General features: G+C 63.4%; 23 protein-coding genes and 1 pseudogene. 6 read left to right on the plus strand and 18 right to left on the minus strand.

Annotated features, from left to right (window positions below; genetic code table 11):
- Positions 1 to 50: 50 nt before the first annotated feature.
- The 14 genes and pseudogenes from APH35_RS04855 to APH35_RS04915 form a co-directional block, all read right to left on the minus strand.
- Positions 51 to 521, minus strand: a complete 471-nt coding sequence (locus APH35_RS04855; protein WP_060514287.1) for a DUF2867 domain-containing protein — start codon at positions 519 to 521, stop codon at positions 51 to 53.
- A gap of 89 nt (positions 522 to 610) precedes the next feature.
- The gene (locus APH35_RS29660; RefSeq protein WP_370739372.1) at positions 611 to 1,495 is read right to left on the minus strand and encodes a methyl-accepting chemotaxis protein; all 885 of its coding nucleotides are present in this window, start codon (positions 1,493 to 1,495) and stop codon (positions 611 to 613) included.
- A gap of 21 nt (positions 1,496 to 1,516) precedes the next feature.
- Positions 1,517 to 2,209, minus strand: a pseudogene (locus APH35_RS29665) (methyl-accepting chemotaxis protein); the annotation flags it as partial.
- Between the two features lie 522 nt (positions 2,210 to 2,731).
- Complete coding sequence (locus APH35_RS04865; protein WP_003249542.1) at positions 2,732 to 4,024, minus strand: adenylosuccinate synthase; 1,293 nt, start codon at positions 4,022 to 4,024, stop codon at positions 2,732 to 2,734.
- Positions 4,025 to 4,080: 56 nt separating this feature from the next.
- Entirely contained in the window at positions 4,081 to 5,268 is a 1,188-nt protein-coding gene (locus APH35_RS04870) for an ATP phosphoribosyltransferase regulatory subunit (protein WP_060494316.1), read from the minus strand.
- A gap of 301 nt (positions 5,269 to 5,569) precedes the next feature.
- Complete coding sequence (hflC, locus tag APH35_RS04875) at positions 5,570 to 6,439, minus strand: protease modulator HflC (protein ID WP_012274454.1); 870 nt, start codon at positions 6,437 to 6,439, stop codon at positions 5,570 to 5,572.
- Positions 6,439 to 7,620, minus strand: a complete 1,182-nt coding sequence (gene hflK, locus APH35_RS04880) for an FtsH protease activity modulator HflK (RefSeq protein ID WP_012274455.1) — start codon at positions 7,618 to 7,620, stop codon at positions 6,439 to 6,441. The genes hflC and hflK overlap by 1 nt, the downstream gene beginning before the upstream one ends.
- A gap of 96 nt (positions 7,621 to 7,716) precedes the next feature.
- A complete protein-coding gene (gene hflX, locus APH35_RS04885) occupies positions 7,717 to 9,018 on the minus strand; it encodes a ribosome rescue GTPase HflX (RefSeq protein WP_012274456.1) in 1,302 nt (433 codons plus the stop codon).
- Positions 9,019 to 9,030: 12 nt separating this feature from the next.
- On the minus strand, positions 9,031 to 9,291 hold the full coding sequence (gene hfq, locus APH35_RS04890) for an RNA chaperone Hfq (RefSeq protein ID WP_012274457.1): 261 nt from the start codon (positions 9,289 to 9,291) through the stop codon (positions 9,031 to 9,033).
- A 94-nt stretch (positions 9,292 to 9,385) separates the two neighbouring features.
- Positions 9,386 to 10,357 carry a tRNA (adenosine(37)-N6)-dimethylallyltransferase MiaA gene (gene miaA, locus APH35_RS04895; RefSeq protein ID WP_012274458.1) on the minus strand — a complete coding sequence of 324 codons (972 nt, stop codon included), beginning with the start codon at positions 10,355 to 10,357 and terminating at the stop codon, positions 9,386 to 9,388.
- A gap of 1 nt (position 10,358) precedes the next feature.
- The gene (gene mutL, locus APH35_RS04900) at positions 10,359 to 12,257 is read right to left on the minus strand and encodes a DNA mismatch repair endonuclease MutL (RefSeq protein ID WP_012274459.1); all 1,899 of its coding nucleotides are present in this window, start codon (positions 12,255 to 12,257) and stop codon (positions 10,359 to 10,361) included.
- Positions 12,257 to 13,687, minus strand: coding sequence for an N-acetylmuramoyl-L-alanine amidase (locus APH35_RS04905; protein ID WP_060493949.1), 1,431 nt, complete (start codon positions 13,685 to 13,687; stop codon positions 12,257 to 12,259). Before APH35_RS04905 ends, mutL begins: the two co-directional genes overlap by 1 nt.
- An 11-nt stretch (positions 13,688 to 13,698) precedes the next feature.
- Complete coding sequence (gene tsaE, locus APH35_RS04910; protein ID WP_374701314.1) at positions 13,699 to 14,157, minus strand: tRNA (adenosine(37)-N6)-threonylcarbamoyltransferase complex ATPase subunit type 1 TsaE; 459 nt, start codon at positions 14,155 to 14,157, stop codon at positions 13,699 to 13,701.
- A gap of 2 nt (positions 14,158 to 14,159) precedes the next feature.
- Positions 14,160 to 15,020: an NAD(P)H-hydrate dehydratase gene (locus APH35_RS04915; protein WP_060514290.1), complete on the minus strand. Its 861-nt coding sequence runs from the start codon at positions 15,018 to 15,020 to the stop codon at positions 14,160 to 14,162.
- 65 nt (positions 15,021 to 15,085) lie between these two features.
- Here APH35_RS04915 and queG point away from each other — a divergent pair, with 65 nt between their 5' ends.
- On the plus strand, positions 15,086 to 16,150 hold the full coding sequence (gene queG / locus APH35_RS04920) for a tRNA epoxyqueuosine(34) reductase QueG (protein ID WP_060514291.1): 1,065 nt from the start codon (positions 15,086 to 15,088) through the stop codon (positions 16,148 to 16,150).
- 25 nt (positions 16,151 to 16,175) lie between these two features.
- Here the strand turns inward: queG and APH35_RS04925 are convergent, their stop codons facing one another.
- On the minus strand, positions 16,176 to 16,787 hold the full coding sequence (locus APH35_RS04925) for a trimeric intracellular cation channel family protein (protein ID WP_012274464.1): 612 nt from the start codon (positions 16,785 to 16,787) through the stop codon (positions 16,176 to 16,178).
- Between the two features lie 91 nt (positions 16,788 to 16,878).
- On the minus strand, positions 16,879 to 17,421 hold the full coding sequence (gene orn / locus APH35_RS04930) for an oligoribonuclease (protein ID WP_012274465.1): 543 nt from the start codon (positions 17,419 to 17,421) through the stop codon (positions 16,879 to 16,881).
- A 152-nt stretch (positions 17,422 to 17,573) separates the two neighbouring features.
- Between orn and rsgA the strand changes: the two genes are divergently transcribed.
- Both rsgA and APH35_RS04940 read left to right on the plus strand, forming a co-directional pair.
- Positions 17,574 to 18,605, plus strand: a complete 1,032-nt coding sequence (gene rsgA / locus APH35_RS04935) for a small ribosomal subunit biogenesis GTPase RsgA (protein ID WP_012274466.1) — start codon at positions 17,574 to 17,576, stop codon at positions 18,603 to 18,605.
- A 134-nt stretch (positions 18,606 to 18,739) separates the two neighbouring features.
- Positions 18,740 to 19,219: a hypothetical protein gene (locus APH35_RS04940; RefSeq protein WP_012274467.1), complete on the plus strand. Its 480-nt coding sequence runs from the start codon at positions 18,740 to 18,742 to the stop codon at positions 19,217 to 19,219.
- An 89-nt stretch (positions 19,220 to 19,308) separates the two neighbouring features.
- Here the strand turns inward: APH35_RS04940 and motB are convergent, their stop codons facing one another.
- Positions 19,309 to 20,361 carry a flagellar motor protein MotB gene (motB, locus tag APH35_RS04945; protein ID WP_012274468.1) on the minus strand — a complete coding sequence of 351 codons (1,053 nt, stop codon included), beginning with the start codon at positions 20,359 to 20,361 and terminating at the stop codon, positions 19,309 to 19,311.
- 3 nt (positions 20,362 to 20,364) lie between these two features.
- Positions 20,365 to 21,216: a flagellar motor stator protein MotA gene (gene motA / locus APH35_RS04950; protein WP_012274469.1), complete on the minus strand. Its 852-nt coding sequence runs from the start codon at positions 21,214 to 21,216 to the stop codon at positions 20,365 to 20,367.
- A gap of 130 nt (positions 21,217 to 21,346) precedes the next feature.
- Between motA and APH35_RS04955 the strand changes: the two genes are divergently transcribed.
- From APH35_RS04955 to asd, 3 genes are read left to right on the plus strand one after another with little or no spacing between them, the layout of a single operon-like run.
- A complete protein-coding gene (locus APH35_RS04955) occupies positions 21,347 to 22,882 on the plus strand; it encodes an HDOD domain-containing protein (RefSeq protein ID WP_012274470.1) in 1,536 nt (511 codons plus the stop codon).
- 44 nt (positions 22,883 to 22,926) lie between these two features.
- Positions 22,927 to 23,736 (plus strand): rhodanese-like domain-containing protein, encoded by an 810-nt coding sequence (locus APH35_RS04960; RefSeq protein ID WP_060493954.1) that lies wholly within the window; start codon positions 22,927 to 22,929, stop codon positions 23,734 to 23,736.
- Between the two features lie 9 nt (positions 23,737 to 23,745).
- The gene (asd, locus tag APH35_RS04965) at positions 23,746 to 24,609 is read left to right on the plus strand and encodes an archaetidylserine decarboxylase (protein ID WP_060493955.1); all 864 of its coding nucleotides are present in this window, start codon (positions 23,746 to 23,748) and stop codon (positions 24,607 to 24,609) included.
- The last annotated feature ends 50 nt before the right edge of the window (positions 24,610 to 24,659 follow it).

The following is a 24,659-nucleotide window of genomic DNA, read 5'->3' on the forward strand; positions in this document are numbered from 1 at the left end:
GTCGTGTAGCCCTCATCACCTGCAAGGCAGCGATGAGGGCACCCCAGCCATCACGCGATATTGCGCAGCATGCGCCGCACGATTGGCCCGTGAGCCATGCCGACAGGCAGCATGTAGTAGCGACCGAAACGATTGAAGCACTGCACCGAGGTGGCGACGCTAAGGCGCTGCCGGCCTTGCTCTGCTTCATCCAGGTCCATGCTCACCATGACCGCCAAGTGCGTGTCACGTGAAGTCAGGACCAGTTGCTGGTCGCTGATCGCCTCAACGGTGAAGAAATCCAGAAGCCCACCCACTACCGGAGCCCGCTCGGGGTTAAGTGACGAGAAGCCGTGGATAGCAGCGACGTTGAACCGGCGCGAGATGAAGTCGCGCAGGCGGAAGGCTGCAGCCAACCAGCCCGGCACGTCCGAGGTCATGGCGTAATAGGCCTTGATGGCAGTCATTGGCGCAGTGACGTTTATGCCATCGCTATGAAGAAAATCCAGCTCCGCCGGAGCGGCGACCAGTTGGGCGGACATGAAGAACTCCTTTTGTCACGTGTCGCCGCCATCATAGCAATGCCGCCCACGGAGTAACGGCCCTGTGTGCCGCTCCCACAACGCTCACCTTATGCCCTGAATTGTCCCAAGCTTGCCCGCAATTGCGCCGCCAAGTCATCCAGCACCTTGCTGCTGGCCGTGGTCTGCATCACCACCTCAGCCGAGCGCTCAGCCTGGGCATGGATGGTTTCCACCCGGCCACGCACCGCCTGCGCGCCATTCGCCTGCTGCTCAGCAGCGCGGGTAGCAAGGCCAATGGCCGCATGCACCTGCTCGACCGCCGCCTGCACCGACTGTTGCCGGCGTTCGTTGTCACGCAGCACCAGCAACCCTTCGCTGGCCTTGAGCCCGGCCTGGCTGATAGTCGCCACTGCTTCCTTGGCGCCCTTCTGCAACGCGGCAATATGCGCCTGGATATCCCCGGTGGAGCTTTGCGTCTTGCTCGCCAGCGCCCGCACTTCGTCGGCTACCACGGCAAAACCGCGCCCGGTTTCACCAGCTCGGGCCGCCTCGATGGCAGCATTCAAGGCCAACAGATTGGTCTGCTCGGCGATGCCATGGATCACTGTCAGCACCACTTCGATCTGCTCACTCTGCTTGGCCAGCCGCTCGATCACCTGGGAGCCGGTATTCACTTGCCCGGCCAGGTTCTCGATCAAGCCGGCGAGCTGGGTCGAGGTGCGACTGTTCTCGTCAGTGGCCTGGCGGATATCCACCACCTGCTGCAAGGCCGCCTGCATCGCATGGCTTTCGGCCTGAGCCTCATCGGCCATGCTCGACAGGTCACGCAGGCTAGCCGCCACTTCATCGCGCTGCAGCGCAGCAGCGGCATCGGCACCCGCATTGCGCTGGGCCATTGCACCAATTTCCACGCCGGTGCGCTGCGCCACTTCACCCGCCTCGCGCACGATCGGTTGCAGCTTGTCGACAAAGCGGTTCACCGCCGAAGCCATGTCGCCAATTTCGTCGCGGCTGTCGAGCGGCACGCGCTTGGTCAGGTCGCCTTCGCCCGCCGCCAGGTCGTCGAGGGCAGCAATCAACAGGCGCAGCTTGCTCAGCACGCGGCGGCCAAGCACCACGGCAACCACCAGCAGCACACCCAGGCCGACCAGCACCAGGCCCAGGCCAATGCGCCAGCGCAGTTCGGCAGCGGCATCGCGCACGGTCTGTGCGGTATTGGCCTGCATCGCTGCAGCACTGCCTTGCGCCTTCTCCAGGCGCTCACGCAGGGTTTTGCCGCTGTCGGCGGCGGCACCCACCAGGCTGTCGCCAACCAGTTGCTCACCGCTGGCGATCAGCGCCGCGAAGCGCTGGTCCAGGGCCTTGAGCTCCTGATCGATACCGGCCGTGGAAACCCCCATCACCACCTTGCCGATTTCTGCGCCATTGGGGTTGATCGAGGCTTCGACAAAGTACACCGCCGGGTCGCGCCGGGCGGCATCGATCACCTTGTCCAGCGCACGCTCGCCCTGGCCCTTTTCCATCAGCGCCTGATTGATCGGGTTTTGCCGGTTGAGGTAGCGGGTCAGGTGCTGGCCCTGGGCGTCGTCGTACACCACGAACAGCACGTTAGGGTTGCGCTGGGCGCGCCGGGCGAAGTCGGAGAGTACCGGCACATCGTTGTCCCAGATCGCCCTAGGCGCAACCGAAGCCAGTAGCTCGGCCATGTCGTTGGCGGAGTCCTTGAGGTTCTTTTCCAGGGTGTTGCGCAGTTGCTGCTGTTCGCTTTGCAGGCGTTCCGACAACCCTGCACTCAGGCGCTGACGGGTGCTGCTGGACAGGCCGTCGAGCCCCGTGCGCACATCTTGCCCAGCTTGCTCCAGGTCGCTGGCGAGCTGGCGGCTGTCATTGCCCAGGCGCTCGCCAAGGTCGGCCTCCAGAGCAGTGACTGTGCTTCGGGTAAGCGCAACGGCCACCAGCACCTGCACCAAAAGAGCGATACCAAGGGCAACAAACACAGGCCGCAAGAGGCGGCTTCGTAACAGTGAGAGGATGGCAGACACGGTGTAACCCTCGTGTTTTCTGGCGCCACTATTTTGATGGCATCTACAGAAACTTCTTACAGCAAGGGTTGTGCCGGAGGCAGCAGGGATAAACGCCAAGGTTCAGCAAGGCGGTTACCTGCCCCACAAATGAAAACGCCGCAGCCCCTTTCAGGGCCACGGCGTCAGATCAGCCTGGAGGGCAGATCAGGCGAACGGGTGACGCAGCACGATGGTCTCGTTGCGGTCCGGGCCGGTCGAAATGATGTCGATCGGTGCGCCGACCAGCTCTTCAATGCGCTTGATGTAGTCACGCGCAGCTTGCGGCAGCTCTTCCAGGGTTTTCACGCCCAGGGTCGACTCGCTCCAGCCTGGCATCTCTTCGTACACCGGCTCCAGGCCAATGTAGCTGTCGGCGTCGGAAGGCGCGTCGATGACAGCACCGTTCTCGTTCTTGTAGCCCACGCAGATGTTGATGGTTTCCAGGCCGTCCAGTACGTCCAGCTTGGTCAGGCAGATGCCCGAGATGCTGTTGACGTCGATGGCGCGACGCAGGATCACGGCATCGAACCAGCCGCAACGACGGGCACGGCCAGTGGTGGAACCGAACTCGTGGCCACGCTTGGCCAGGGTAGCGCCGGTCTCGTCGAACAGCTCGGTCGGGAACGGACCGGAACCTACGCGAGTGGTGTAGGCCTTGGTGATACCCAGGATGTAGTCCAGGTACATAGGACCAACGCCGGAACCGGTGGAGATACCGCCAGCAGTGGTGTTGGAGCTGGTGACGTACGGGTAGGTACCGTGGTCGATGTCCAGCAGCGAGCCCTGGGCGCCTTCGAACATGATGTCCTTGCCGGCGCGACGCAGGTTGTGCAGCTCGGCGGTGACATCGAGCATCATCGGCTTGAGCTGTTCGGCGTAGGCCATGCACTCATCCAGGGTTTGCTGGAAGTCGATGGCCGGCTCTTTGTAGTAGTTCACCAGCTGGAAGTTGTGGTAGTCCAGCAGTTCACCCAGCTTGGCAGCGAAACGCTCGCGGTGGAACAGGTCACCCACGCGCAGGCCGCGGCGCGCGACCTTGTCTTCGTAGGCTGGGCCGATGCCACGGCCGGTGGTGCCGATCTTGGCTTCGCCACGGGCTTTTTCACGGGCCTGGTCCAGGGCCACGTGGTACGACAGGATCAGCGGCGCAGCCGGGGAGATGCGCAGGCGCTCGCGCACCGGTACGCCCTTCTCTTCCAGCTTGGTGATTTCACGCATCAGTGCGTCCGGGGCAACGACCACGCCGTTGCCGATCAGGCACTGTACGCCTTCACGCAGGATGCCGGACGGAATCAGGTGCAGAACGGTCTTCTCACCGTTGATCACCAGGGTGTGGCCCGCGTTGTGGCCACCTTGGTAGCGCACTACGGCGGCAGCATGTTCGGTCAGCAGATCGACGATCTTGCCTTTGCCCTCATCACCCCACTGGGTGCCCAGGACGACGACATTCTTACCCATTACATTGGTCCTCATTCACGCAAACTTGGTTGCCGGCCTGTTGCCGACGCAGAAACTCACTGGGCCAGCGGCAGAACCTGCCAGCGCCCGTCTTGCTGAATCAATTGCCGATCACAATCCGCCTCGAGAGCAGCACTCAACGGCTGGCCAGGCAAAGCCTGGACCACACGCTGGCCCTCGTTGCGCAACTGGCAGACTTGCTGCCAGAGGGCCGCGTCGCCACTGTCCGGCATCCAGATGCCGCCCGTAGGCAATACGACCTCCGCTCGCCCCAGTGTGACCAGGGTCTTCAAATCCGTGGAGAAACCGGTGGCCGGGCGTGCCCGGCCAAAGTCGGCGCCGATGTCGTCGTAGCGCCCGCCCTGGGCGATCGATTGACCCTCGCCCGGCACGAACACGGCGAACACCACGCCAGTGTGATAGTTGTAACCGCGCAGTTCGCCGAGGTCGAAGTACAGCGGCAGGTCGGGGTAGCGCGACGCCAGGCGATCAGCGATCGCCAGCAGGTCGTCCAGCGCCGCCAGCACGCTGGCCGGGGCACGGCCCAGGCGCACGCGGGCGTCGGCCAGCACTTCACGGCCACCGCACAGCTCGACCAGTGCGCGCAGCATGTTGCCCAGATCCTTCGGCAGGTCAGCGGTCAGCGCCTGCACTTCATCGACGGCCTTGCGCTGCAGGGCGTCGAACAGCTGCTGCTCGACCGCGCCGGACAGGCCGGCAGCACGGGCCAGGCCGCGGTAGATACCGACGTGGCCCAGGTCCATGTGCACGTCCGGCACATCGGTCAGTTGCAGCGTGGCAAGCATCAGGCTGATGACTTCGACGTCGCTGGTCGGGCTGGCATCGCCATACAGTTCAGCGCCCAACTGGATCGGGCTGCGCGAGGTGGACAGTGCACGCGGCTGAGCGTGCAGCACGCTGCCGGCATAGCACAGGCGGCTCGGGCCTTCACGGCGCAGGGTATGGGCGTCGATACGCGCCACCTGCGGAGTGAAGTCGGCGCGGAAGCCCATCAGGCGGCCGGACTGCGGGTCCACTACCTTGAAGGTGCGCTGATCCAGGTCCTGGCCGGCGCCGGTGAGCAGCGACTCCAGGTACTCGATATGCGGGGTGACGACCAGTTCGTAGCCCCAACTCTGGAACAGGTCCAACACCTGGCGACGCGCGATCTCGATGCGCGCAGCCTCAGGTGGCAGTACTTCCTCGATGCCATCTGGCAGCAGCCAGCGGTCTACCGTTGCCATTACGCCATTTCCCCTCTGGTCCGGGCGGCTTGCCAGCAGGCGAGCCGTCAGTAAAGCCGGTATCGCGCACAGCAGCGGGCAGCACTGATCCCAGCGCAGCCACCGTACCCGACACCCTCGAATTGCCTTGCGACCTGACCAAACCGTCAACTGGCGCGGTGCCAATCAACCTTGCAGACGCAAAAAAGCCGGGAAATTTCCCGGCTGCCTCATCATACACCCCTTTTCATTCAGGATGCACCCCGCCTGGTGTTTTAGCTGCCAGGCGGGGCGCCGCTGCATGAAAATCAGGGCCTGAGCATCACGGCTTGCTCTTGTCCAGGTAACGGAAGAACTCGTTCTTCGGGTCCAGGACCAGCACGTCGCTCTTGCTCGAGAAGCTTTCGCGGTATGCCTGCAGGCTACGGTGGAACGCATAGAAATCAGCGTCCTGGCTGTAGGCCTTGGCATAGATGGCGGCCGCCTGGGCGTCACCATCACCGCGGGTTTCTTCTGCTTCGCGATAGGCCTCGGCCAGCAGCACACGGCGCTGACGGTCGGCATCGGCACGGATACCTTCAGCCAGCTCGTTACCTTTGGCACGGTGCTCGCGGGCTTCACGCTCACGCTCGGTGCTCATGCGATCGAACACGCTGCGGTTGACTTCCTTCGGCAGGTCGATGGCCTTGACGCGCACGTCGACCACCTCGATACCCAGCTCCTTGTTGGCCATGCGGTTCAGCGATGCAGTGATGTCAGCCATCAGTGCGTCACGTTCACCGGAAACCACCTCGTGCAAGGTACGTTTACCGAACTGGTCACGCAGGCCGCTTTCCAGACGACGCGACAGACGCTCGTCGGCGATCTGCTTCATACCGGACGTGGCAGTGTAGAAGCGCTCGGCATCCTTGACGCGCCACTTGGCGTAGGCGTCGACCATCACGGCTTTCTTCTCCAGGGTCAGGAACCGCTGGGTCGGGGCGTCGAGGGTCATGAGACGGGCGTCGAACTTGCGCACCTGGTTCACGTACGGAATCTTCACGTGCAGGCCAGGCTGAACGTCCGCCTGGACCACCTTACCAAAGCGCAGCAGTACCGCACGTTCGGTCTGGGACACGATGTAGAAGCTGTTCCAGGCCACGATGGCCAGGACCACGGCGGCGATCAGGGCGATCAGCGATCTATTGCTCATCAGCGGCTCTCCCTAGTACGCAGCGGCTGCTGTTGCTGTTGCATGTCCTGCGCCGCACGGGCGGCCGCATCGTTGACCGATGGCGACACAGTGCTGCTTGGCGTGGACGGGTTGCGGCTGCCTTCGACCATCTTGTCCAGTGGCAGGTAGAGCAGGTTGTTCTGCCCGTCCTTGGTCGCCACCATGACCTTGCTCGAATTGCTGTAGACCTCTTGCATGGTCTCCAGGTACAGACGCTGACGGGTCACGTCAGGTGCCTTGTGGTACTCGGCAACCAGCTTGGTGAAACGGTCGGCCTCACCCTTGGCGCGGGCGATGACTTCGTCGCGGTAACCGTTGGCGTCCTCGATGATGCGCTGGGCCTGACCACGGGCTTCCGGCACCACGCCATTGGCGTAGGATTCGGCCTGGTTGCGGGCACGCTGCTCGTCTTCGCGGGCACGGATCACGTCATCGAAGGCTTCCTGCACTTCACGCGGGGCTGCCGCGCTCTGTACGTTGACCTGGGTAACGGTGATACCGGTACGGTAGTTGTCGAGGAAGCGCTGCAGACGTTCGCGGATATCCACGGCCATCTGTTCACGGCCTTCGGTCAGCACCTGGTCCATCGAGGTGGAACCCACCACGTGGCGCAAGGCACTGTCGGTCGCGTGCTGCAGGCTCACCTCAGGCTGGTCGACGTTGAGCACGAAGTCCTGAAGGTTGCTGATCTTGTACTGGACGGTCAGCGGCACCTCGACGATGTTCTCGTCTTCGGTCAGCATCTGGCCCTGCTTGGTGTAGGCACGCTCGCGCGTGACGTTTTCCATGTACTTGCGATCGATCGGCGGGAAGTAGATGTTCAGGCCGGGACCGACCGTCTCGTAGTACTTGCCGAAGCGCAGCACCACGGCCTGCTCCTGCTCGTCGACCACGTACACGGCGCTGTACAGCCAGATGGCCGCCAGTACCGCCAGGCCAATGCCCAGCAGGCCCAGGCCACCGCCCTTGCCGACATTGCGGTCACCGCCGCCACGTTTTTTGCTACCGCCGAACATGCCGTTGAGGCTGTCCTGCAGTTTGCGGAAGGCCTCGTCCAGATCCGGCGGACCTTTTTTGTCACCACCACCGCCACCGCCACCACGGCGGCCGCCCCAGGGATCCTGATTGTTCGAGTTGCCACCCGGCTCGTTCCAAGCCATAGCGCTCTCCATCTGATAAAGCAAAGACGCGCCCACGGCGCGCCGTCCAATGCTACAGAATGCCTGTCACTGCTGCCCGGCGACCTCGACGAGCATTTATTGCAAAGTGTGTTGCTCGACAAACACTTGCGGCTCCATGCCTTCGCGGCTGACCAGGCGATTCAGTTCGACCATGGGCAGTCGCACGCTCAGCAGGCTGCGCCCTTCTTCATCATGCTCTTCACTCTGCACGGCACCCAGGGCAAAGAATTGCGCGCGCAAGCGGGCAAAACGCTGCTCCAGGCACAGGGTACCGACAAACAGATCATCCCCCAGCAACTCGGCAACCGCCTGGCCAACCAGCTCCAGGCCACGCCCATCGCGTGCCGATACCCAGACCCGTTCCGGCTTGCCATCGGCGTTGCGCTGGATCTGTGGCTCGACATCTTCGAGCAGGTCGAGTTTGTTATACACCTCGAGGATCGGCAAGCCTTCAGCGCCAATCTCGCCCAACACGGCCAGCACCTGCTCGATCTGCTCCATGCGCTCTGGCTCATGGGCGTCGATCACATGCAGCAACAGGTCGGAGTTGCTCGACTCTTCGAGCGTAGCCCGAAATGCCTCGACCAGCTTGTGCGGCAGGTGGCGAATGAAGCCCACGGTGTCGGCCAGCACGATTGGCCCCAGGTCATTGAGCTCGAGCCGGCGCAGGGTCGGGTCGAGGGTGGCGAACAGCTGGTCCGCAGCGTACACCTCGGACTCGGTCAGGGCGTTGAACAGTGTGGACTTGCCGGCGTTGGTGTAACCCACCAGCGACACGGACGGAATATCCGCACGCTTGCGCCCACGCCGCGCCTGCTCGCGCTGGCTGCGCACTTTCTCCAGGCGTGACTTGATCTGGCGTATGCGCACCCGCAACAGTCGGCGGTCGGTTTCGAGCTGCGTTTCACCCGGGCCGCGCAGGCCGATACCACCTTTCTGTCGCTCAAGGTGAGTCCAGCCGCGCACCAGCCGCGTGCTCATGTGCTCCAGCTGGGCCAGTTCGACCTGCAGCTTGCCTTCATGGGTACGCGCCCGTTGGGCGAAGATATCGAGGATCAGCCCGGTACGGTCGAGCACACGACACTCGAACACACGTTCAAGGTTGCGCTCCTGACTGGGCGTGAGGGTGTGATTGAAAATCACCAGGTCTACCTGCTCGGCATGGACCAGGTCGTGCAATTCCTCGACCTTGCCACTGCCAATCAGGTATTTGGCGGAAGGCTGATGCCTTGTCACCGTGACCAGCGAGACGATGTCGGCACCGGCCGACAATGCCAACTCCTGAAACTCCTGCGGGTCTTCGCGCGCCTCAGGGTTCTGACCTTCCAAGTGAACGAGCAGCGCTCGCTCACCACCACCGTGGCGCTCAAAGAACAATGCAGGCTCCTATCAGGCGTTGCCTGGCTCGCTGTCGCCGTGCTCGCCATCGGTCGGGCTTGGCAGGCGGACCGGACGGGCCGGAACCACGGTCGAAATGGCGTGCTTGTAGACCATCTGGCTGACGGTGTTCTTCAGCAGAACCACGAACTGGTCGAACGATTCGATCGAACCCTGCAGCTTGATACCGTTGACCAGGTAGATGGATACCGGGACCTTTTCTTTTCTCAAGGTGTTCAAGTAAGGGTCTTGTAGCGAATGCCCTTTTGACATATGCCGCACTCCTGTAAGGATAAATAATAGAAAATCAATAAAATCGATAAATTAGGCCGCCCCTTCGCAAGAATAGACGGCAATCAGCAGGGACTCAGCTCAATATGGAGATGGCCCCAAGGTATTTCAAGGTGCGGGACAGATTGTCGCAGGCCAGGCTGTCAAGCCAGTGCACTTCAGGCCAGCCACGCAACCAGGTGAACTGCCGTTTGGCCAGCTGCCGAGTAGCAATGATACCGCGTTCACGCATCTCATTCTCAGTCAGCTTGCCGTCCAGGTAATCCCAGACTTGCCGATAACCCACTGCCCGTATAGACGGCAGCCCGGCGTGCAAGTCACTTCTGGCTCGCAGCGATCGGACCTCCTCAACGAAGCCCTGTTCCAGCATCTGCGAAAATCGTAACGCAATTCGCTGATGCAAAATGTGACGATCTGTAGGAGCAATCGCCAAACTGGCGACAGTATAGGGCAAATGTCCGCCAGCGCCTGCGTCTGCGCCGCGACTTTCCGCGAATTGACGTTGACGATGGGCCGTCATGCTCTCGCCGCTCACCCGGTATACCTCCAGCGCCCGGATCAGCCGCTGCGGGTCGTTGGGGTGGATGCGCGCCGCCGACACCGGGTCGACCTCGGCCAGTTGACGGTGCAACTCGGCCAGCCCCAAGGCTTCGGCCTGGGCTTCCAGCTCGGCGCGCACTGCGGCATCGGCCGCCGGCATGTCGGCCAGGCCATCGATCAACGCCTTGTAATAGAGCATGGTGCCGCCGACCAGCAACGGGATCTTGCCGCGCGCAGTGATCTCGGCCATGGCCTCCAAGGCATCGGCACGGAACTGTGCGGCCGAATAGCTCTCGGCCGGGTCACGAATGTCGATCAGCCGGTGCGGGTGGGCGGCGAGGATTTCTTTCGAAGGTTTGGCCGAGCCGATGTCCATGCCCCGGTAGACCAGTGCCGAATCGACGCTGATCAGTTCACAGGGCAGCACTTTGGTCAGCTCGATGGCCAGGTCGGTCTTGCCGGCCGCCGTCGGGCCCATCAGGAATATTGCAGGGGGCTTGCTGCTCATTTCATCGACCGCGCAGGAAGAGTTTGTCCAGGTCGTCCAGGCCCATCTGGGTCCAGGTGGGACGGCCATGGTTGCACTGGCCGCTGCGCTCGGTGTTTTCCATGTCGCGCAGCAGGGCGTTCATCTCGGGAATTGCCAGGCGCCGGTTGGCGCGCACGGCGCCATGGCAGGCCATGGTACCGAGCAGTTCGTTGAGGTGCGCCTGAATACGGTCGCTGGTGCCGTATTCCATCAAGTCGGCCAGCACGTCCTGCACCAGGCGGTTGGCCTCGGCCTGCTTGAGCAAGGCCGGGATCTGGCGAACCGCCAAGGTCTCGGGGCCCAGGCGTTGCAATTCGAAGCCCAGGCGCTGGAACCACTGAGCATGCTCTTCGGCACAGTCGGCCTCACGCTGGCTCAGGGCCAGGGTTTCCGGCACCAGCAGCGGCTGGCCACTGAGGCCCTCGCTGGCCATGGCCACCTTGAGCCGCTCGTACATGATCCGCTCATGGGCGGCGTGCATGTCCACCAGCACCAGGCCGACGGCATTCTCGGCCAAAATGTAGATACCCTTGAGCTGCGCCAGCGCGTAGCCAAGCGGGGGAATGTCACCTTGGCTTTCGGGCAAGGCCGTCGCAGCTGCGGCACCGTTGTCCAACGGCTTGTAGAACTCGCGATACACCGCCTGCGCCTCAGCGGCCGGCAGCGGCTGCGAAGGACGCGGGGTGTACTGGTACTGGTAACCGGCGCCACTGCCGCCATTGGAAAATGACTGTTGCGGGGCTCGCGGCTGTTCGAGCACCGGCGAGGCCAGGCGCATTTCACCCTGGGGGCCGAACTCACCAGCCTGCTGGCCAGTGGGGCGAGCCAGCTCGGGCACGGCGGCAGGCGCGGCCAGTTGGTCTTCCGGGCGAACATCAGCCAGGGCTCGGTGCAAAGTGCCATACAGGAAATCGTGCACCGAGCGCCCTTCGCGGAAGCGCACTTCATGCTTGGTCGGGTGCACGTTCACATCGACGCCGTTGGGCTCCAGCTCCAGGAACAGCACGAACGTGGGGTGACGACCATTGAACAACACATCGCGGTAGGCCTGGCGCACGGCGTGGGCGACCAGCTTGTCGCGCACCGCACGGCCATTGACGAAGAAGTACTGCAAGTCGGCCTGGCTGCGCGAGAACGTCGGCAGGCCAACCCAGCCCCACAGGCGCAGGCCGTTGCGCTCGACGTCGATCGGCAGCGCCTGCTCCATGAAGCCAGGGCCGCAGATGGCACCCACCCGCCGTGCACGGGCGGTTTCGTCGTGAGCCTCGTGCAGGCTGAGGATGCTCTTGCCGTTGTGGCGCAGGTGGAAGCCGACATCGAAACGCGCCAGCGCCAGCCGGCGGATCACTTCCTGCAGGTGGTCGAATTCGGTTTTTTCGGCCTTGAGGAACTTGCGCCGGGCCGGGGTATTGAAGAACAGGTCGCGCACTTCCACCGAGGTCCCGACCGGGTGCGCCGCTGGCTGCACCCGTGGGGTCATGTCGCGGCCTTCGGTTTCCACCTGCCAGGCCTCGCTGGCACTGGCAGTACGGGAGGTCATGGTCAAACGCGCCACCGAGCTGATCGAGGCCAGCGCCTCGCCACGGAAGCCCAGGCTCATGACGCCTTCCAGGTCCTCCAGCTCACGAATCTTGCTGGTGGCGTGACGCGCCAGGGCCAGCGGCAGGTCATCGGCAGAAATACCGCTGCCATCGTCCCGTACCTTCAGCAGCTTGACGCCGCCCTGCTCCACTTCCACATCGATGCGCCGGGCACCGGAGTCCAGGCTGTTTTCCAGCAATTCCTTGGCGACAGAAGCCGGCCGCTCGACAACCTCGCCGGCGGCAATCTGGTTGGCCAGCCGCGGGCTAAGCAGCTGAATGCGCGAACCGCCGCTCATTATTGCGCCGCCAGGGTCGTGGCGGGTACATCAAGGCGTTGGCCGACCTTCAGCTCATCGGTCTTGAGGCTGTTGGTGCTGCGCAGGCTGGCCACGCTGACCTGGTAGCGCACAGCCAGCATCGCCAGGGTTTCGCCAGGCCGGACGGTGTGCTCACGCGGCCCAGCCGCAATCTTGCCGGTGTCGCGCAGCCAGGCGATATAAGTGCCTGGCGGCGGGTTCTGCTGGAAGTACTGGCGTACACCGGTGTGGATCGAGCGGGCCAGGGCTTGCTGGTGGCTCGCAGTGGCCAGCTTGGCGGCTTCGTTGTTGTTCGAAATGAACCCGGTTTCAACCAGGATCGACGGAATATCCGGCGACTTCAGCACCATGAAGCCGGCCTGTTCCACGCGCTGTTTGTGCAGCGAGGTGACACGCCCCATGTTGCCCAGCACTTTCTGCCCCACATTGAGGCTGGAGCTGAGCGTGGCGGTCATGGAGAGGTCGAGCAGCACCCCCGCGAGCATACGGTCCTTGTCGTCGAGGCTGACGTTACCCGCACCACCGATCAGGTCGGAGCGGTTTTCCGTGTCGGCCAGCCAGCGCGCAGTCTCGGAAGTGGCGCCGCGGTCGGACAGGGCAAATACCGAGGCGCCAAAGGCCGCACGCGACGGCGCGGCGTCGGCGTGGATCGAAATGAACAGGTCGGCGCCCTTCTTGCGGGCGATTTCCGTGCGTTTACGCAGTGGAATGAAGTAGTCGCCAGTGCGGGTCAGCTCCGCCCGGAAGCCGCGTTCGCTGTTGATCTGGCGCTGCAGTTCCTTGGCGATCTGCAGCACGATGTCTTTTTCATGCTGGCCACGCGAACCGGATGCACCGGGGTCTTCGCCACCGTGACCGGCATCGATGGCCACAACGATTTCACGCTTGCCGCTCGGCACCGGTGGCAGCTTGATGGCAGGCTGGGCCGGGCTTACCGGCACCGCAGGCGTGGTCGCAGGTGTTTGTACCGGGGTCGGGGCAGGAGGTGGCGCGCTGGCTGCAATGGCGTCGGCTTCCTGGTCGTACAGGTCGACCACCAGGCGATTGCCGTACTGGGCATTGGGCGCCAAGGTGAAGCTTTTTGGGGTAACCGACTTTTTCAGGTCGACCACCACGCGCAGGTCGGTCGGGGTACGTTGTGCCGAACGCACGCTGCTGATCGGCGTATTGGAGGTGGCCACGTTCAATGGCGCGGCCAGGGTCGCACCATTGATGTCGATAACCAGACGATCCGGTGCGCTCAAGGTGAAGACGCTGTGCTGCACGGGGCCAGACAGGTCGAAGACCAGCCGCGTGTTGTCTGGCGCGCGCCACAGGCGCATGCTCTTGACTTGTGTGACGGCCAGAGCGTCAACGGTCACCGTTGTCAGCAGCAGCCCAACGATGGCGACCAGTGCGCGTATGCGCATACCTACCCCACTTACTGTTTATAGTGTTCGGCCAGTGCCACGCACCAGGCCTCGCCGCGAGCCCCCTGCGGCGAAAGGATCAGCGAGCGTCCGCCCGCTTGGGGGCTTATGGTAATGGTCAGGTCAGGCTTTGGCAAAACGCCCGCACCCTTTTGTGGCCACTCGAACAGGCACAGCGGGTCGCCCTCGAAATAATCACGAATACCCATGAACTCAAGCTCCTCCGGGTCGACCAGGCGATACAGGTCGAAGTGAAAGGCTCGGACCTCGCCGATTTCGTAGGGTTCGACCACGGTAAAGGTCGGGCTTTTCACTGCACCAGTATGGCCCAGGCCACGGATCAGCCCCCGGGAAAGCGTAGTCTTGCCCGCCCCCAAGTCGCCTTCAAGAAAGATCACGCCGCGACCACCGGTCACATCGGCCATTTTTGCACCAAAGTCGACCGTGGCCGCTTCATCGGCCAGAAACAGATTTAAGCCAGACACGCAGAATGCTCCTCCAACAACTCACGAATGACCGGCGCCAGATCACTGGCCGCCAGGCCTCTACCTTTTACCCCCAGACGCTCGCCCGCACAGGCGTGCAGCCATGTTCCCAAGCAACCCGCGCTCCAGGCGTCCAGGCCTTGGGCCAACAGTGCCGCCAGCACGCCGGTCAGCACGTCGCCCAGCCCGGCGCCAGCCATCGCCGGGTGGCCGCGCTCGCATAGCGCCAGTTGCCCGGCCGGTGCCGCCACCAGGGTGCCGGCACCTTTGAGTACGCAGACGCTGTTGTAACGGCGCGCCAACTTGCGCGCAGCCCCTGGGCGGTCGGCCTGCACGGCCTCGGTGGAAATGCCCAGCAGCCGCGCCGCCTCCCCCGGGTGAGGGGTGAGGATACTGCCACTGGGCAAGGCCAGCGGGGTGCGCGCCAGCAAATTCAGGGCATCGGCATCCCACACCTGCGGCCGCTCGGCGTTGGCCACCGCCGACAACAGGCTGCGGCCCCACGCCGCCTGCCCGAGGCCCGGACCGACCACCAGCACCGAGGCGCGCTCCAGCACGCCCATCAGCTGGTTGGCCGAACTGGCGCCAAGGCACATGACTTCGGGCAGGCGCGCCAGGCTGGCCGTTACATGCTCCGGCCGGGTTGCCACGCTGACCAGCCCGGCCCCGCAACGCAGGGCGGCTTCGGCACTGAGCAATACGGCGCCACCCGTGCCGAGGTCGCCACCGACCACCAGCACATGGCCAAAGTCACCTTTATGGGCAAGCGCGTGGCGTGCCGGCAGGTGCGCGACGGTCACGCTGCTGAGCAATTGAGGGGCATTGCTGGGGTGTTTGGTCTGCGGCATGGGGTCAAAGGCTCCAATGTCTGGCAGAATTATACGCACCTGAGCCCGTATTGCCTTGCCCATCCATGTCCGCCTCTACACCTGACCTCGCCCAACTGGCCCAATCGATCAAGATTTGGGGCCAGGAACTCGGTTTTGCCCATGTTGGCATCGCCGGGGTTGACCTTGGCGAACACGAACATCACCTGCAGCGCTGGCTCGACGCCGGCTACCAGGGCGAAATGGAATACCTGGGCGTCCACGGCAGCAAAAGGTCACACCCCGACCAGCTGATCCCCGGCACGGTACGCGTGGTCTCGCTGCGCATGGACTACCTGCCTGGCGACACACAAATGGCGCAGCGCCTGGCACAACCGGAAAAGGCCTACATTTCGCGCTATGCGCTGGGCCGGGACTACCACAAACTGGTGCGCAAGCGCGTGCAGTTCCTTGCCGATCGTATTCAGGAAGCCATCGGCCCGTTCGGGTACCGCGCCTTCGTCGACAGCGCCCCGGTGCTGGAAAAGGCCTTGGCCGAACAGGCCGGGCTGGGCTGGATCGGCAAGAACACGCTGTTGCTCAACCGCAAGGCGGGTAGCTATTTCTTCCTTGCCGAACTGTTTGTCGACCTGCCGTTGCCGGTGGACGAAGCCACCACCAGCGAGCACTGCGGGCGGTGCCAGGCCTGCCTGGACATCTGCCCGACCCAGGCGTTTGTCGGGCCCTATGTGCTGGATGCACGGCGCTGCATCTCGTACCTGACCATCGAGCTGAGGGGCGCGATCCCTGTCGAGCTGCGCGCGAAGATGGGCAACCGGGTGTTCGGTTGCGACGACTGCCAGATCGTCTGCCCCTGGAACCGCTTCGCCAAGCACAGCCAGGAGCAGGACTTCCAGCCACGGCACGGGCTGGAGAATGCCGAGTTGGCGGAAATGTTCCTGTGGGATGAACGCACCTTCCTGCGCAAGACCGAAGGCGGGCCGTTGCGACGGGCGGGGTATGAGCGGTTCTTGCGCAACCTGGCGGTGGGGTTGGGCAATGCGCCGTCCACGATTCCAGTGATCGAGGCACTGAAGGCGCGGCGCGAGGATGCATCTGAGCTGGTGCGCGAGCACGTTGAATGGGCGCTGGCCCGACACGACATTCAATAGCTGGGGCCGCGGCGCGGCCCAGAATTCACTGCTGGTCGTTGTAGTGGAACTTGGGCATTTCCCAGTGGAAGCGAATCGCCAACAGGCGCAGCAGGAAACCGCCAAACAAGGTCAGCAGCATCGCCTGCTCCGCCGGCACCTTGAAATACACGCAGCCCAGATAGAACCACGCCGCCGCGAACGACACGCTGGCATACAGTTCGCGACGGAACACCAGCGGGATGTCGTTGCAGAAGATATCCCGCAGGATGCCGCCAAACACCCCGGTGATCACCCCGCTGATGGACGCCACCAGCATGCCCTGCCCCATTTCCAGCGCCGTCATGCAGCCAATCAGGGTAAACGCCACCAGCCCCAGGGCATCGAGCACCAGAAACAGCGAGCGCAGGCGGCGCATCATCGGCGCAATGAAAATAGTCAGCAGCGCCGCAAAGCTGGTCAACACCAGGTACTCGGGGTGCTTCACCCAGGTCAGCGGGTAGTGCCCGAGCAGCACATCACGCACCGAGCCGCCCCCCAGGGCGGTGACGCAGGCAATCAGCACCACGCCGAACCAGTCCATGCCGCGACGCCCGGCAGACAGCGCGCCAGTCATGGCTTCGGCGGTGATGGCAACGAGATAGAGCATCAACAACATGGTGCGGGTCCGTGCAGGAAAGGCGCGCAGTCTAACCAGTTGCCCAAGGCACCAAAAGGGGGCGCAGACACAATATCTGCGCCGTTTCGGATCACAGCTTGATGAAGTGCTCGCGGTAGTGACGCAGTTCGGCGATCGACTCGCGAATATCGTCCAGCGCCAGGTGGGTATTGCCCTTCTTGAAGCTGTCACGCACATTCGGCGCCCAGCGCGCGGCCAGCTCCTTCAGAGTGGAAACATCCAGGTTGCGATAGTGGAAGTAGTTTTCCAGGTTGCGCATGTGACGGTAAAGGAAACGGCGGTCCTGGCAGATGCTGTTGCCGCAGATCGGCGACTTGCCTTTGGGTACCCACTGCTCAAGGAAGGCGATGGTCTGCGCCTCGGCTTCAGCCATGCTGACCTTGCTCTCGCGCACGCGCTGGGTCAGGCCCGAAGCGCCATGGGTGCGGGTGTTCCACTCATCCATACGCGCCAGCACGTCGTCACTGTGGTGGATGGCGATCACCGGCCCTTCGGCCAGGGTGTTCAGCTCGCTGTCGGTGACGATGGTTGCCATTTCGATGATGACGTCGCTGTCTGGATCCAGGCCGGTCATTTCCAGGTCGATCCAGATCAGGTTCTGTGGGTTTTGCATGCAGGGGCTCCTCGTATAGCCCGTCATAGTAGCCTAGTGGCCCAGGCACGCCCATTCACCGCTCAAAGGTTAGCGGAATAGTCCAGCGCCTGGCGTGCTAAACTGCCTGCCGTTTTCAATGCCCCACCCCGGGCCTTTCTCACGGTACCTTCATGGCCAAACGCCAGCTCAATCGCCGCCAGAACTGGCGGATCGAAAAAATCCAGGGCGAGCGCGCCGCTCGTGCAGCCAAACGCGAGCAGCATGCGCTGCAGGAACTGGAGGGAGGCGACCTGGGGCCGGAGCAACTGGGCCTGGTGATCGCGCACTTCGGCGTGCAGGTAGAAGTAGAAGCCCAGGATGGCGAAGGCGCAGGCCAGGTATTCCGCTGCCACCTGCGCGCCAACCTGCCGGCGCTGGTTACCGGCGACCGCGTCGTGTGGCGGGCGGGCAACCAGGGCATTGGCGTGATCGTGGCGCAGATGCCTCGCAGCACCGAGCTTTGCCGGCCGAACAACCACGGCCAGCTGAAACCGGTGGCGGCCAACGTCGACCTGATCGTGATTGTCTTTGCCCCGGCCCCGGAGCCACACCCGAACCTGATCGACCGCTACCTGGTAGCTGCCGAGCACGCCGGCCTGCGCCCGCTGCTGCTGCTGAACAAAGCCGACCTGATCAACGACGAGAACGGCCCCGGCCTGCATGCACTGCTGGAGGTCTACCGCGAACTGGGCTACCCGCTGCTGGAAGTATCGGCACACCAGGGTGACGGCATGCAGCGCCTGCAACAGCAACTCGACGGTCACATCAGCGTGTTCGTCGGCCAGTCGGGGGTGGGCAAGTCATCACTGGTCAACAGCCTGCTGCCAGACGCTGGCACTCGCGTCGGCGACCTGTCGGAATGGTCGGGCCAAGGCACTCACACCACCACCACGGCGCGGCTGTACCACTTCCCGAACGGCGGCGACCTGATCGACTCGCCGGGTATTCGTGAGTTCGGCCTTGGCCACGTCAGCCGCGACGACGTGGAAGATGGCTTCATCGAGTTCCGTGACCTGTTCGGTACATGCCGTTTCCGCGACTGCAAGCATGACCGAGAACCGGGCTGTGCGTTGCTCAAGGCCCTGGACGAGGGGCGTATCAAGCCGCAGCGCATGAACAGCTACCGCTCGATCATCGCCAGCCTCACAGAAGACAGCTACTGACTGGGCGGCGGGCCAGAGCAATCTGTAGGATTTATTACCGAGCCGTGTAGGACGGCTCTGGTTTCGCCGTCATCTATTGCCCACACGTCCGCTTTCCCTGATGGTCATGGCTTCTATCAGGGAGGGTAACCGCCATGCCGGTTCTTATCAGCTACCGCCACGAAGTGCGGCTCGACGCCTTTATTCTCAACGAGCGCCTGCTGCTCGAAGGCATCCCCACCCAAGTGGTGCAGTTGGACTGCGACGGGCAAACCCATGACGACCTGTATGGCAGTTTCTGCCAGCAGATGAACGATGCCACCCACTGGATCGGAGTATTGCCGACCGATACCAACGACGCCTGGTGGACCGCCTGGCTGCTGGGGGCGGCAGCGATTACCTGCCGGCGAGTGAGTTTCTTTCGCAAAGGTTCAGGCGCACTGCCGGTTTGCCTGAGCAAATGGCCGGCCATGCGCGAACGTACGCATATCGACCTGTTCGTGCGGGCTTATCATGACGAACGCATGTTCGAGCGAGCCATGACACTGCCGCCGGGGCGCGGCTCTTGCACTGACAGGGATAATGCAGCCTTCTTTCATGCTGATCTCAAGGCCAAGATCAGGCGGGGGTTCTGACGGAGATGCAGCCGCAAACACCGGCTACGCCGGTGATCGCGAAACCCCTGGATGTTGAGCAAGACAGTTGTGCCCGCGAAATGCCGCGCTTACTGGTCCTTGGCCTCATCCATCTTCAACGTACCATCCTCGAAGATGTTCAGTTTCTGGCGCAGTTCGCGCGGCTGCATCGGTGCCTGTTCGGCCTCGCCCCCCGTCCCCGATGCAGCTGGCGCGGCCGGTGCCGAAGCCCCTGGCGCAGCGTCATTGGCTGGCGGTGCGGCAGGCGGGGCGGCCGGTGCCTCCGGCGCTCCCTGCTCACCCTCGATGTTGCGCTGGGCCTTCTTGGTCAGCACGATGATGTCGATGCGGCGGTTGACCGGGTTGAACGGGTCCTTGCGGTCAAACAGCGACGACGAGGCGTAGCCCACCACCCGCGCCACCTGGCCGTCCGGGTAACCACCGGCCACCAGCGCACGACGTGCGGCGTTGGCGCGGTTGGCCGACAGCTCCCAGTTACCGAACTCGCCAGTGCCGGCATACGGCTTGGCATCGGTGTGGCCGCTGATGCTGATCTTGTTCGGCACCGCCTTGATGGTGTCGGCCATGGCCAGCAGGATGTCTTCGAAGTACGGCTGCAGGCGCGCACTGCCAATGTCGAACATCGGCCGGTTCTCGGCGTCCATGATCTGGATACGCAGGCCGTCCTGGGTGATCTCGAACAGAATCTGGTCCTTGAACTTCTGCAACTGCGGGTTCTCTTCCACCTTGTTCTGCAGTTCTTGCAGCAGCAGTTCCAGGCGCTCACGCTCCACCTGCTCGGCCATGGTCTCGACCTGGTCCTTGCTCAGTTGGGTGGTGGACTCCTGCGTCGGTTCGGCCTTCACTTCCGGGTTGATGGTCTTTTCCGGTGCCAGCTCAGGCGAGCCGCCCAGGTCGATGACGTAGGGCGTGCCGCTTTCCGAAAAGCCAATCGGGTCTTTGAAGTAGCCGGCAATAGCGATCTTCTGTTCTGGCGTGGCCGTGGACATCAGCCACAGCACCAGGAAGAACGCCATCATCGCCGTGGCGAAGTCGGCGAAGGCGATTTTCCAGGCGCCGCCGTGGTGGCCGCCGCCAAAGCGCTTGACGCGCTTGACGATAATGGGCTGGTTGTTTTCCATGACTCAGCGACCGCGAACCGCTTGTTCCAGTTCGGCGAAGCTTGGGCGGTGCTTGGGGTACAGCACCTTGCGCCCGAACTCGACCGCCAACGAAGGCGGCATGCCCGAGGCAGAGGCCACCAGCGAAGCCTTGATCGATTCGTACAAGTTCAGCTCTTCCTTGGCGTCGTGCTCCAGGCACTTGGCCAACGGGCCGAAGAAGCCGTAGGCCGCCAGAATACCGAAGAAGGTACCGACCAGCGCCGCACCCACGTGCATGCCGATGGCCGCCTGGTCACCTTCGCCCAGCGAGGCCATGGTCACCACGATACCCAGTACCGCCGCGACGATGCCGAAGCCCGGCATGCCGTCGGCGATGCCGGTCACCGCGTGCGACGGGTGCTCCAGCTCTTCTTTCATGCTCAGCAGTTCCATGTCGAACAGGCCCTCGAGCTCGTGCGGGGCCATGTTGCCGGTAGACATGATGCGCAGGTAGTCGCAGACGAACGCAGTCATGCGTTCATCGGCCAGTACCGTCGGGTACTTGGCGAAAATCGGGCTGGCGGCGGCGTCCTCGATGTCGGCCTCGATGGCCATCATGCCTTCGCGACGGCTCTTGTTGAGGATCTCGTACACCAGGCCCAACACCTCCAGATAGAAGGCATGGCTGAAGCGCGAGCCGAACATTTTCATCGACTTCTTGATGACGTGCATGGTCATGTGGCCAGGGTTGGCCTGCAGGAACGCACCAAAGGCCGCACCGCCAATGATCAGTACTTCGAACGGCTGGATCAGCGCTGCGATTTTGCCGTGGGAGAGCACGTAGCCGCCGAGCACGCTCGCGAATACGACGATGATGCCGATAATTTTAGCCATAGGTTCAAAGCACTTGCTGTCGTGGTCAGGGGAAGAGACGGGAGCTTTAAAACTCTTCTTCTACTTATCGGCAGAACTGCGCCAGACTATAGCCACTCAATGCGAAAAGCCAGTTCGGACTGATGTCAAAATGCCAATTGAAACCAAGGTGCCCGCTCAGGCCCCGCGTACGTTAGAGGCCTGGGTAAAGCTGCTCGAGAGTGTTCGCATCCCCGTGCCGAAGCACAGCTACGACCGGGTCATGGCCGCCATAAACGATAGCCGCCGCTCGCTGCGCGATATCGCCGAACTGATGCAGGACAGCCCGGCACTGGTGCTGTCGGTGATGCGCGAAGCCAATCACCCCACCAATGCCAGCCTGGCCGAGCCCGCCGAAAGCCTGGAAGTCGCACTCAACCGCCTGGGCCTGGAGCGCAGCGAACAGCTGCTCAGACGCCTGCCAGCGTTGCCTGTGGAAGAAATCCCGCCGGTACTGTGCCAGTTCCAGATGATCAGCCAGCACGCCGCACAGCAGGCCAGCGGTCTGTTCGCCAGCCGCCTGGCACGGCTCTGGCAAGAAATTCACTGGGGCAGCCTGCTGTTCCTTTCGCCACTGTGGCCGCTGGCGCTGGCCTACCCCAAGTTGCTCGATACCTGGGAGTTGCGGGTAATCCACAAGGGGGAGGACGCAGCAGGGGTGGAGGAAGAACTGTTTGGCGTGCGCATCATGGCGCTGTGCCAGACCATGGCCGAGTACTGGCGCCTGCCACAATGGGTCACCCAGGGTTACCGCCTGCTGCTGGAAGAACGCGATCAACTGGCCCAGGTGCTGAACATCGCCCGCGACGAAGACCTGCTCAGCCAGCAGCACCGCCTGGACGCCGAGCCCGGCCTGCGGCGCTGGTTCAACCAGCCGGCCAATACCGTGTTGCTGGCCAACAACCTTGCCCTGGCAGCACAGGTCGGCTGGGACAACCCACACTTGCTGCGCTGGCAACTGCTGACTGCGTTGTACCTGCAGACCTCGCTGGAAGACGTGCAGCAGCAGGTGCACCAGCAGGCCGCTGCCAGCGCCCGCCGCCACGCCCGACATGCCTTGTTCCATCCGGCAGAAGCGTTGATCTGGCCGTGGCACCAACGCCGCCCGCACCCGGACATGCTGGCCCCGCCACCGCCCAGCAGCGACGACCTGGCACGCTGGCGCACACTGTGCCAGGACCTGCTGGCCCAACCCAGCCCGTTCACCAACACCGTGCACCTGGCCACCCAGGCCCGCGAGGCCCTGCTGGCCTGCGGCATGCAACGCATCATGCTGTTGAGCCTGGACAAGGCCAGTGACTACCTGCGCGTACAGCAGATTGCCGGCCTGCCCAAGGAAGCCGGGGCTTTGGCCCTGCAGGTGTCGCAGAACAAGCTGCTGCAAAAGCTGATGAGCCAGGCTGGGCAACTGCGCATAACCCCGGAAAACCACAGCCAGTTTTCGGCCCTGCTGCCCGCCCCGCTGCGTGCCTTGTTCCGCAGCGAGCATGTACTGCTGCGTTCATTGGCGGTGAACGACCAGGTGCTGATGCTGCTGGTGGCCGACCAGGGCTGTCGGCCCTTGGCCGATATCAGCGTGCAAGCTGTCGGCAAGACCGCGCAATGCATCGAGCGCGCCCTGTCGGTGTTTGCCAACCGCAAGGGCTGAGCCTTGCGCTACAATCGCCCCTCTTTCCACACTGGAGACCGTGGATGACTGACTTTTCCGGCCTGCCCCTGGTGATCGAAGCTGCAGACCTGCTGCCACGCCTGGATTCGCCGCAGCTGATCCTGGTCGACCTGAGCAGCGCCAACCGCTATGTCAGCGGGCATATCCCCGGCGCACGCTTTGTCGAAGGCAAGCGCACCCAGCTTGGCCAGCCGCCCGCGCCCGGCCTGCTGCCGGCCCTGGGCGAACTGGAAAAACTGTTCAGCGAACTCGGCCATCGCGACGACGCCGTGTATGTGGTGTACGACGATGAAGGCGGCGGCTGGGCGGGGCGTTTCATCTGGCTGCTCGATGTGATCGGGCACAAGGGCTACCACTACCTCAATGGCGGTATCCAGGCCTGGCCGGCAGATACGCTGTCCACTGAAGTGCCCGCCAGCGGCAACGCCCCGGTACGCCTGCGTATCGACAGCGCCCCCACGGCCACGCGCGAGTACCTGCAAAGCCGCCTGGGCGCCGATGACCTGGTCATCTGGGACGCGCGCGGCCCGCAGGAATTCAGTGGCGAGAAAGTGCTGGCAGCCAAGGGCGGCCACATCCCCGGTGCGATCAACTTCGAGTGGACCGCCGGCATGGACCTCAACGACCACCTGCGCATTCGCCAGGACATCGCCGACGTCCTGCTGGAGCTGGGCATCACACCGGACAAGGAAGTGATCACCCATTGCCAGACCCACCGCCGCTCCGGCTTCACTTATCTGGTGGCCAAGGCCCTCGGCTACCCACGCGTCAAGGCTTACGCCGGCTCGTGGAGCGAATGGGGCAACCACCCGGACACGCCTGTAGAAGTTTAAGGAACCTGCATGAAATCCCGTTTGTTCATCATCAGCCAGTACCTGCTGCCGCACCACCTGCTGTCGCGACTGGCCGGCTGCGTCGCCGAGTGCCGCGCACGCTGGTTCAAAAATGCCTTCACTGCCTGGTTCGCCAAGCGCTATCAGGTCAACATGAGCGAAGCGCTGGTCGAAGACCTGAGCGCGTACGAGCATTTCAACGCGTTCTTCACCCGCGCCCTGAAGCCAGGCGCCCGCCCGCTGGACGAAACCCCGGGCGCCATCCTGTGCCCGGCCGACGGTGCTGTCAGCCAGCTCGGCCCGATCGAGCACGGCCGCATCTTCCAGGCCAAAGGCCACGGTTTCAGCGCGCAAGAGCTGCTGGGCGGTGACCCGGCCATGGCCGCGCCGTTCATGGGCGGCGAGTTCGCCACCATTTACCTGTCGCCCAAGGACTACCACCGCGTGCACATGCCGCTGGCCGGCACCCTGCGTGAAATGGTCTATGTGCCGGGCCGCCTGTTCTCGGTCAACCAGACCACCGCAGAGAACGTTCCCGAGCTGTTCGCTCGCAACGAGCGTGTGGTCTGCCTGTTCGATACCGAACGTGGGCCAATGGCTGTGGTGCTGGTTGGCGCGATGATCGTTGCCTCGATCGAAACCGTATGGGCCGGGCTGGTCACGCCGCCAAAGCGTGAGCTGAAAACCTTCCGTTACGACGAAGCCAGCCGCGCGCCGATCCATCTGGAAAAGGGCGCCGAGCTGGGCCGCTTCAAGCTGGGCTCGACCGCCATCGTGCTGTTCGGGCCGGAGCAGGTGAAGTGGGCTGAAAGCCTGGGTGCTGGTTCTGCAGTGCGCATGGGGCAACTGCTGGCAGAGCCTGTACAGGCTTGACTGCGGTTTTTGCTTTGAAGTGGCTGGCGCGGTTTATTTAGCGCCTGTGA

This window comes from Pseudomonas sp. NBRC 111132 (genome assembly GCF_001320565.1).
GTDB lineage: Bacteria > Pseudomonadota > Gammaproteobacteria > Pseudomonadales > Pseudomonadaceae > Aquipseudomonas > Aquipseudomonas putida_P.

Coding starts and splice junctions, on each gene's coding strand:
- APH35_RS04855 (WP_060514287.1), bottom strand. CDS start 521: ATGTCCGCCCAACTGGTCGCCGCTCCGGCGGAGCTGGATTTTCTTCAT.
- APH35_RS29660 (WP_370739372.1), bottom strand. CDS start 1,495: ATGGCTTCGGCGGTGAACCGCTTTGTCGACAAGCTGCAACCGATCGTG.
- APH35_RS04865 (WP_003249542.1), bottom strand. CDS start 4,024: ATGGGTAAGAATGTCGTCGTCCTGGGCACCCAGTGGGGTGATGAGGGC.
- APH35_RS04870 (WP_060494316.1), bottom strand. CDS start 5,268: ATGGCAACGGTAGACCGCTGGCTGCTGCCAGATGGCATCGAGGAAGTA.
- hflC (WP_012274454.1), bottom strand. CDS start 6,439: ATGAGCAATAGATCGCTGATCGCCCTGATCGCCGCCGTGGTCCTGGCC.
- hflK (WP_012274455.1), bottom strand. CDS start 7,620: ATGGCTTGGAACGAGCCGGGTGGCAACTCGAACAATCAGGATCCCTGG.
- hfq (WP_012274457.1), bottom strand. CDS start 9,291: ATGTCAAAAGGGCATTCGCTACAAGACCCTTACTTGAACACCTTGAGA.
- miaA (WP_012274458.1), bottom strand. CDS start 10,357: ATGAGCAGCAAGCCCCCTGCAATATTCCTGATGGGCCCGACGGCGGCC.
- mutL (WP_012274459.1), bottom strand. CDS start 12,257: ATGAGCGGCGGTTCGCGCATTCAGCTGCTTAGCCCGCGGCTGGCCAAC.
- APH35_RS04905 (WP_060493949.1), bottom strand. CDS start 13,687: ATGCGCATACGCGCACTGGTCGCCATCGTTGGGCTGCTGCTGACAACG.
- APH35_RS04915 (WP_060514290.1), bottom strand. CDS start 15,020: ATGCCGCAGACCAAACACCCCAGCAATGCCCCTCAATTGCTCAGCAGC.
- queG (WP_060514291.1), top strand. CDS start 15,086: ATGTCCGCCTCTACACCTGACCTCGCCCAACTGGCCCAATCGATCAAG.
- APH35_RS04925 (WP_012274464.1), bottom strand. CDS start 16,787: ATGTTGTTGATGCTCTATCTCGTTGCCATCACCGCCGAAGCCATGACT.
- orn (WP_012274465.1), bottom strand. CDS start 17,421: ATGCAAAACCCACAGAACCTGATCTGGATCGACCTGGAAATGACCGGC.
- rsgA (WP_012274466.1), top strand. CDS start 17,574: ATGGCCAAACGCCAGCTCAATCGCCGCCAGAACTGGCGGATCGAAAAA.
- APH35_RS04940 (WP_012274467.1), top strand. CDS start 18,740: ATGCCGGTTCTTATCAGCTACCGCCACGAAGTGCGGCTCGACGCCTTT.
- motB (WP_012274468.1), bottom strand. CDS start 20,361: ATGGAAAACAACCAGCCCATTATCGTCAAGCGCGTCAAGCGCTTTGGC.
- motA (WP_012274469.1), bottom strand. CDS start 21,216: ATGGCTAAAATTATCGGCATCATCGTCGTATTCGCGAGCGTGCTCGGC.
- APH35_RS04955 (WP_012274470.1), top strand. CDS start 21,347: ATGCCAATTGAAACCAAGGTGCCCGCTCAGGCCCCGCGTACGTTAGAG.
- APH35_RS04960 (WP_060493954.1), top strand. CDS start 22,927: ATGACTGACTTTTCCGGCCTGCCCCTGGTGATCGAAGCTGCAGACCTG.
- asd (WP_060493955.1), top strand. CDS start 23,746: ATGAAATCCCGTTTGTTCATCATCAGCCAGTACCTGCTGCCGCACCAC.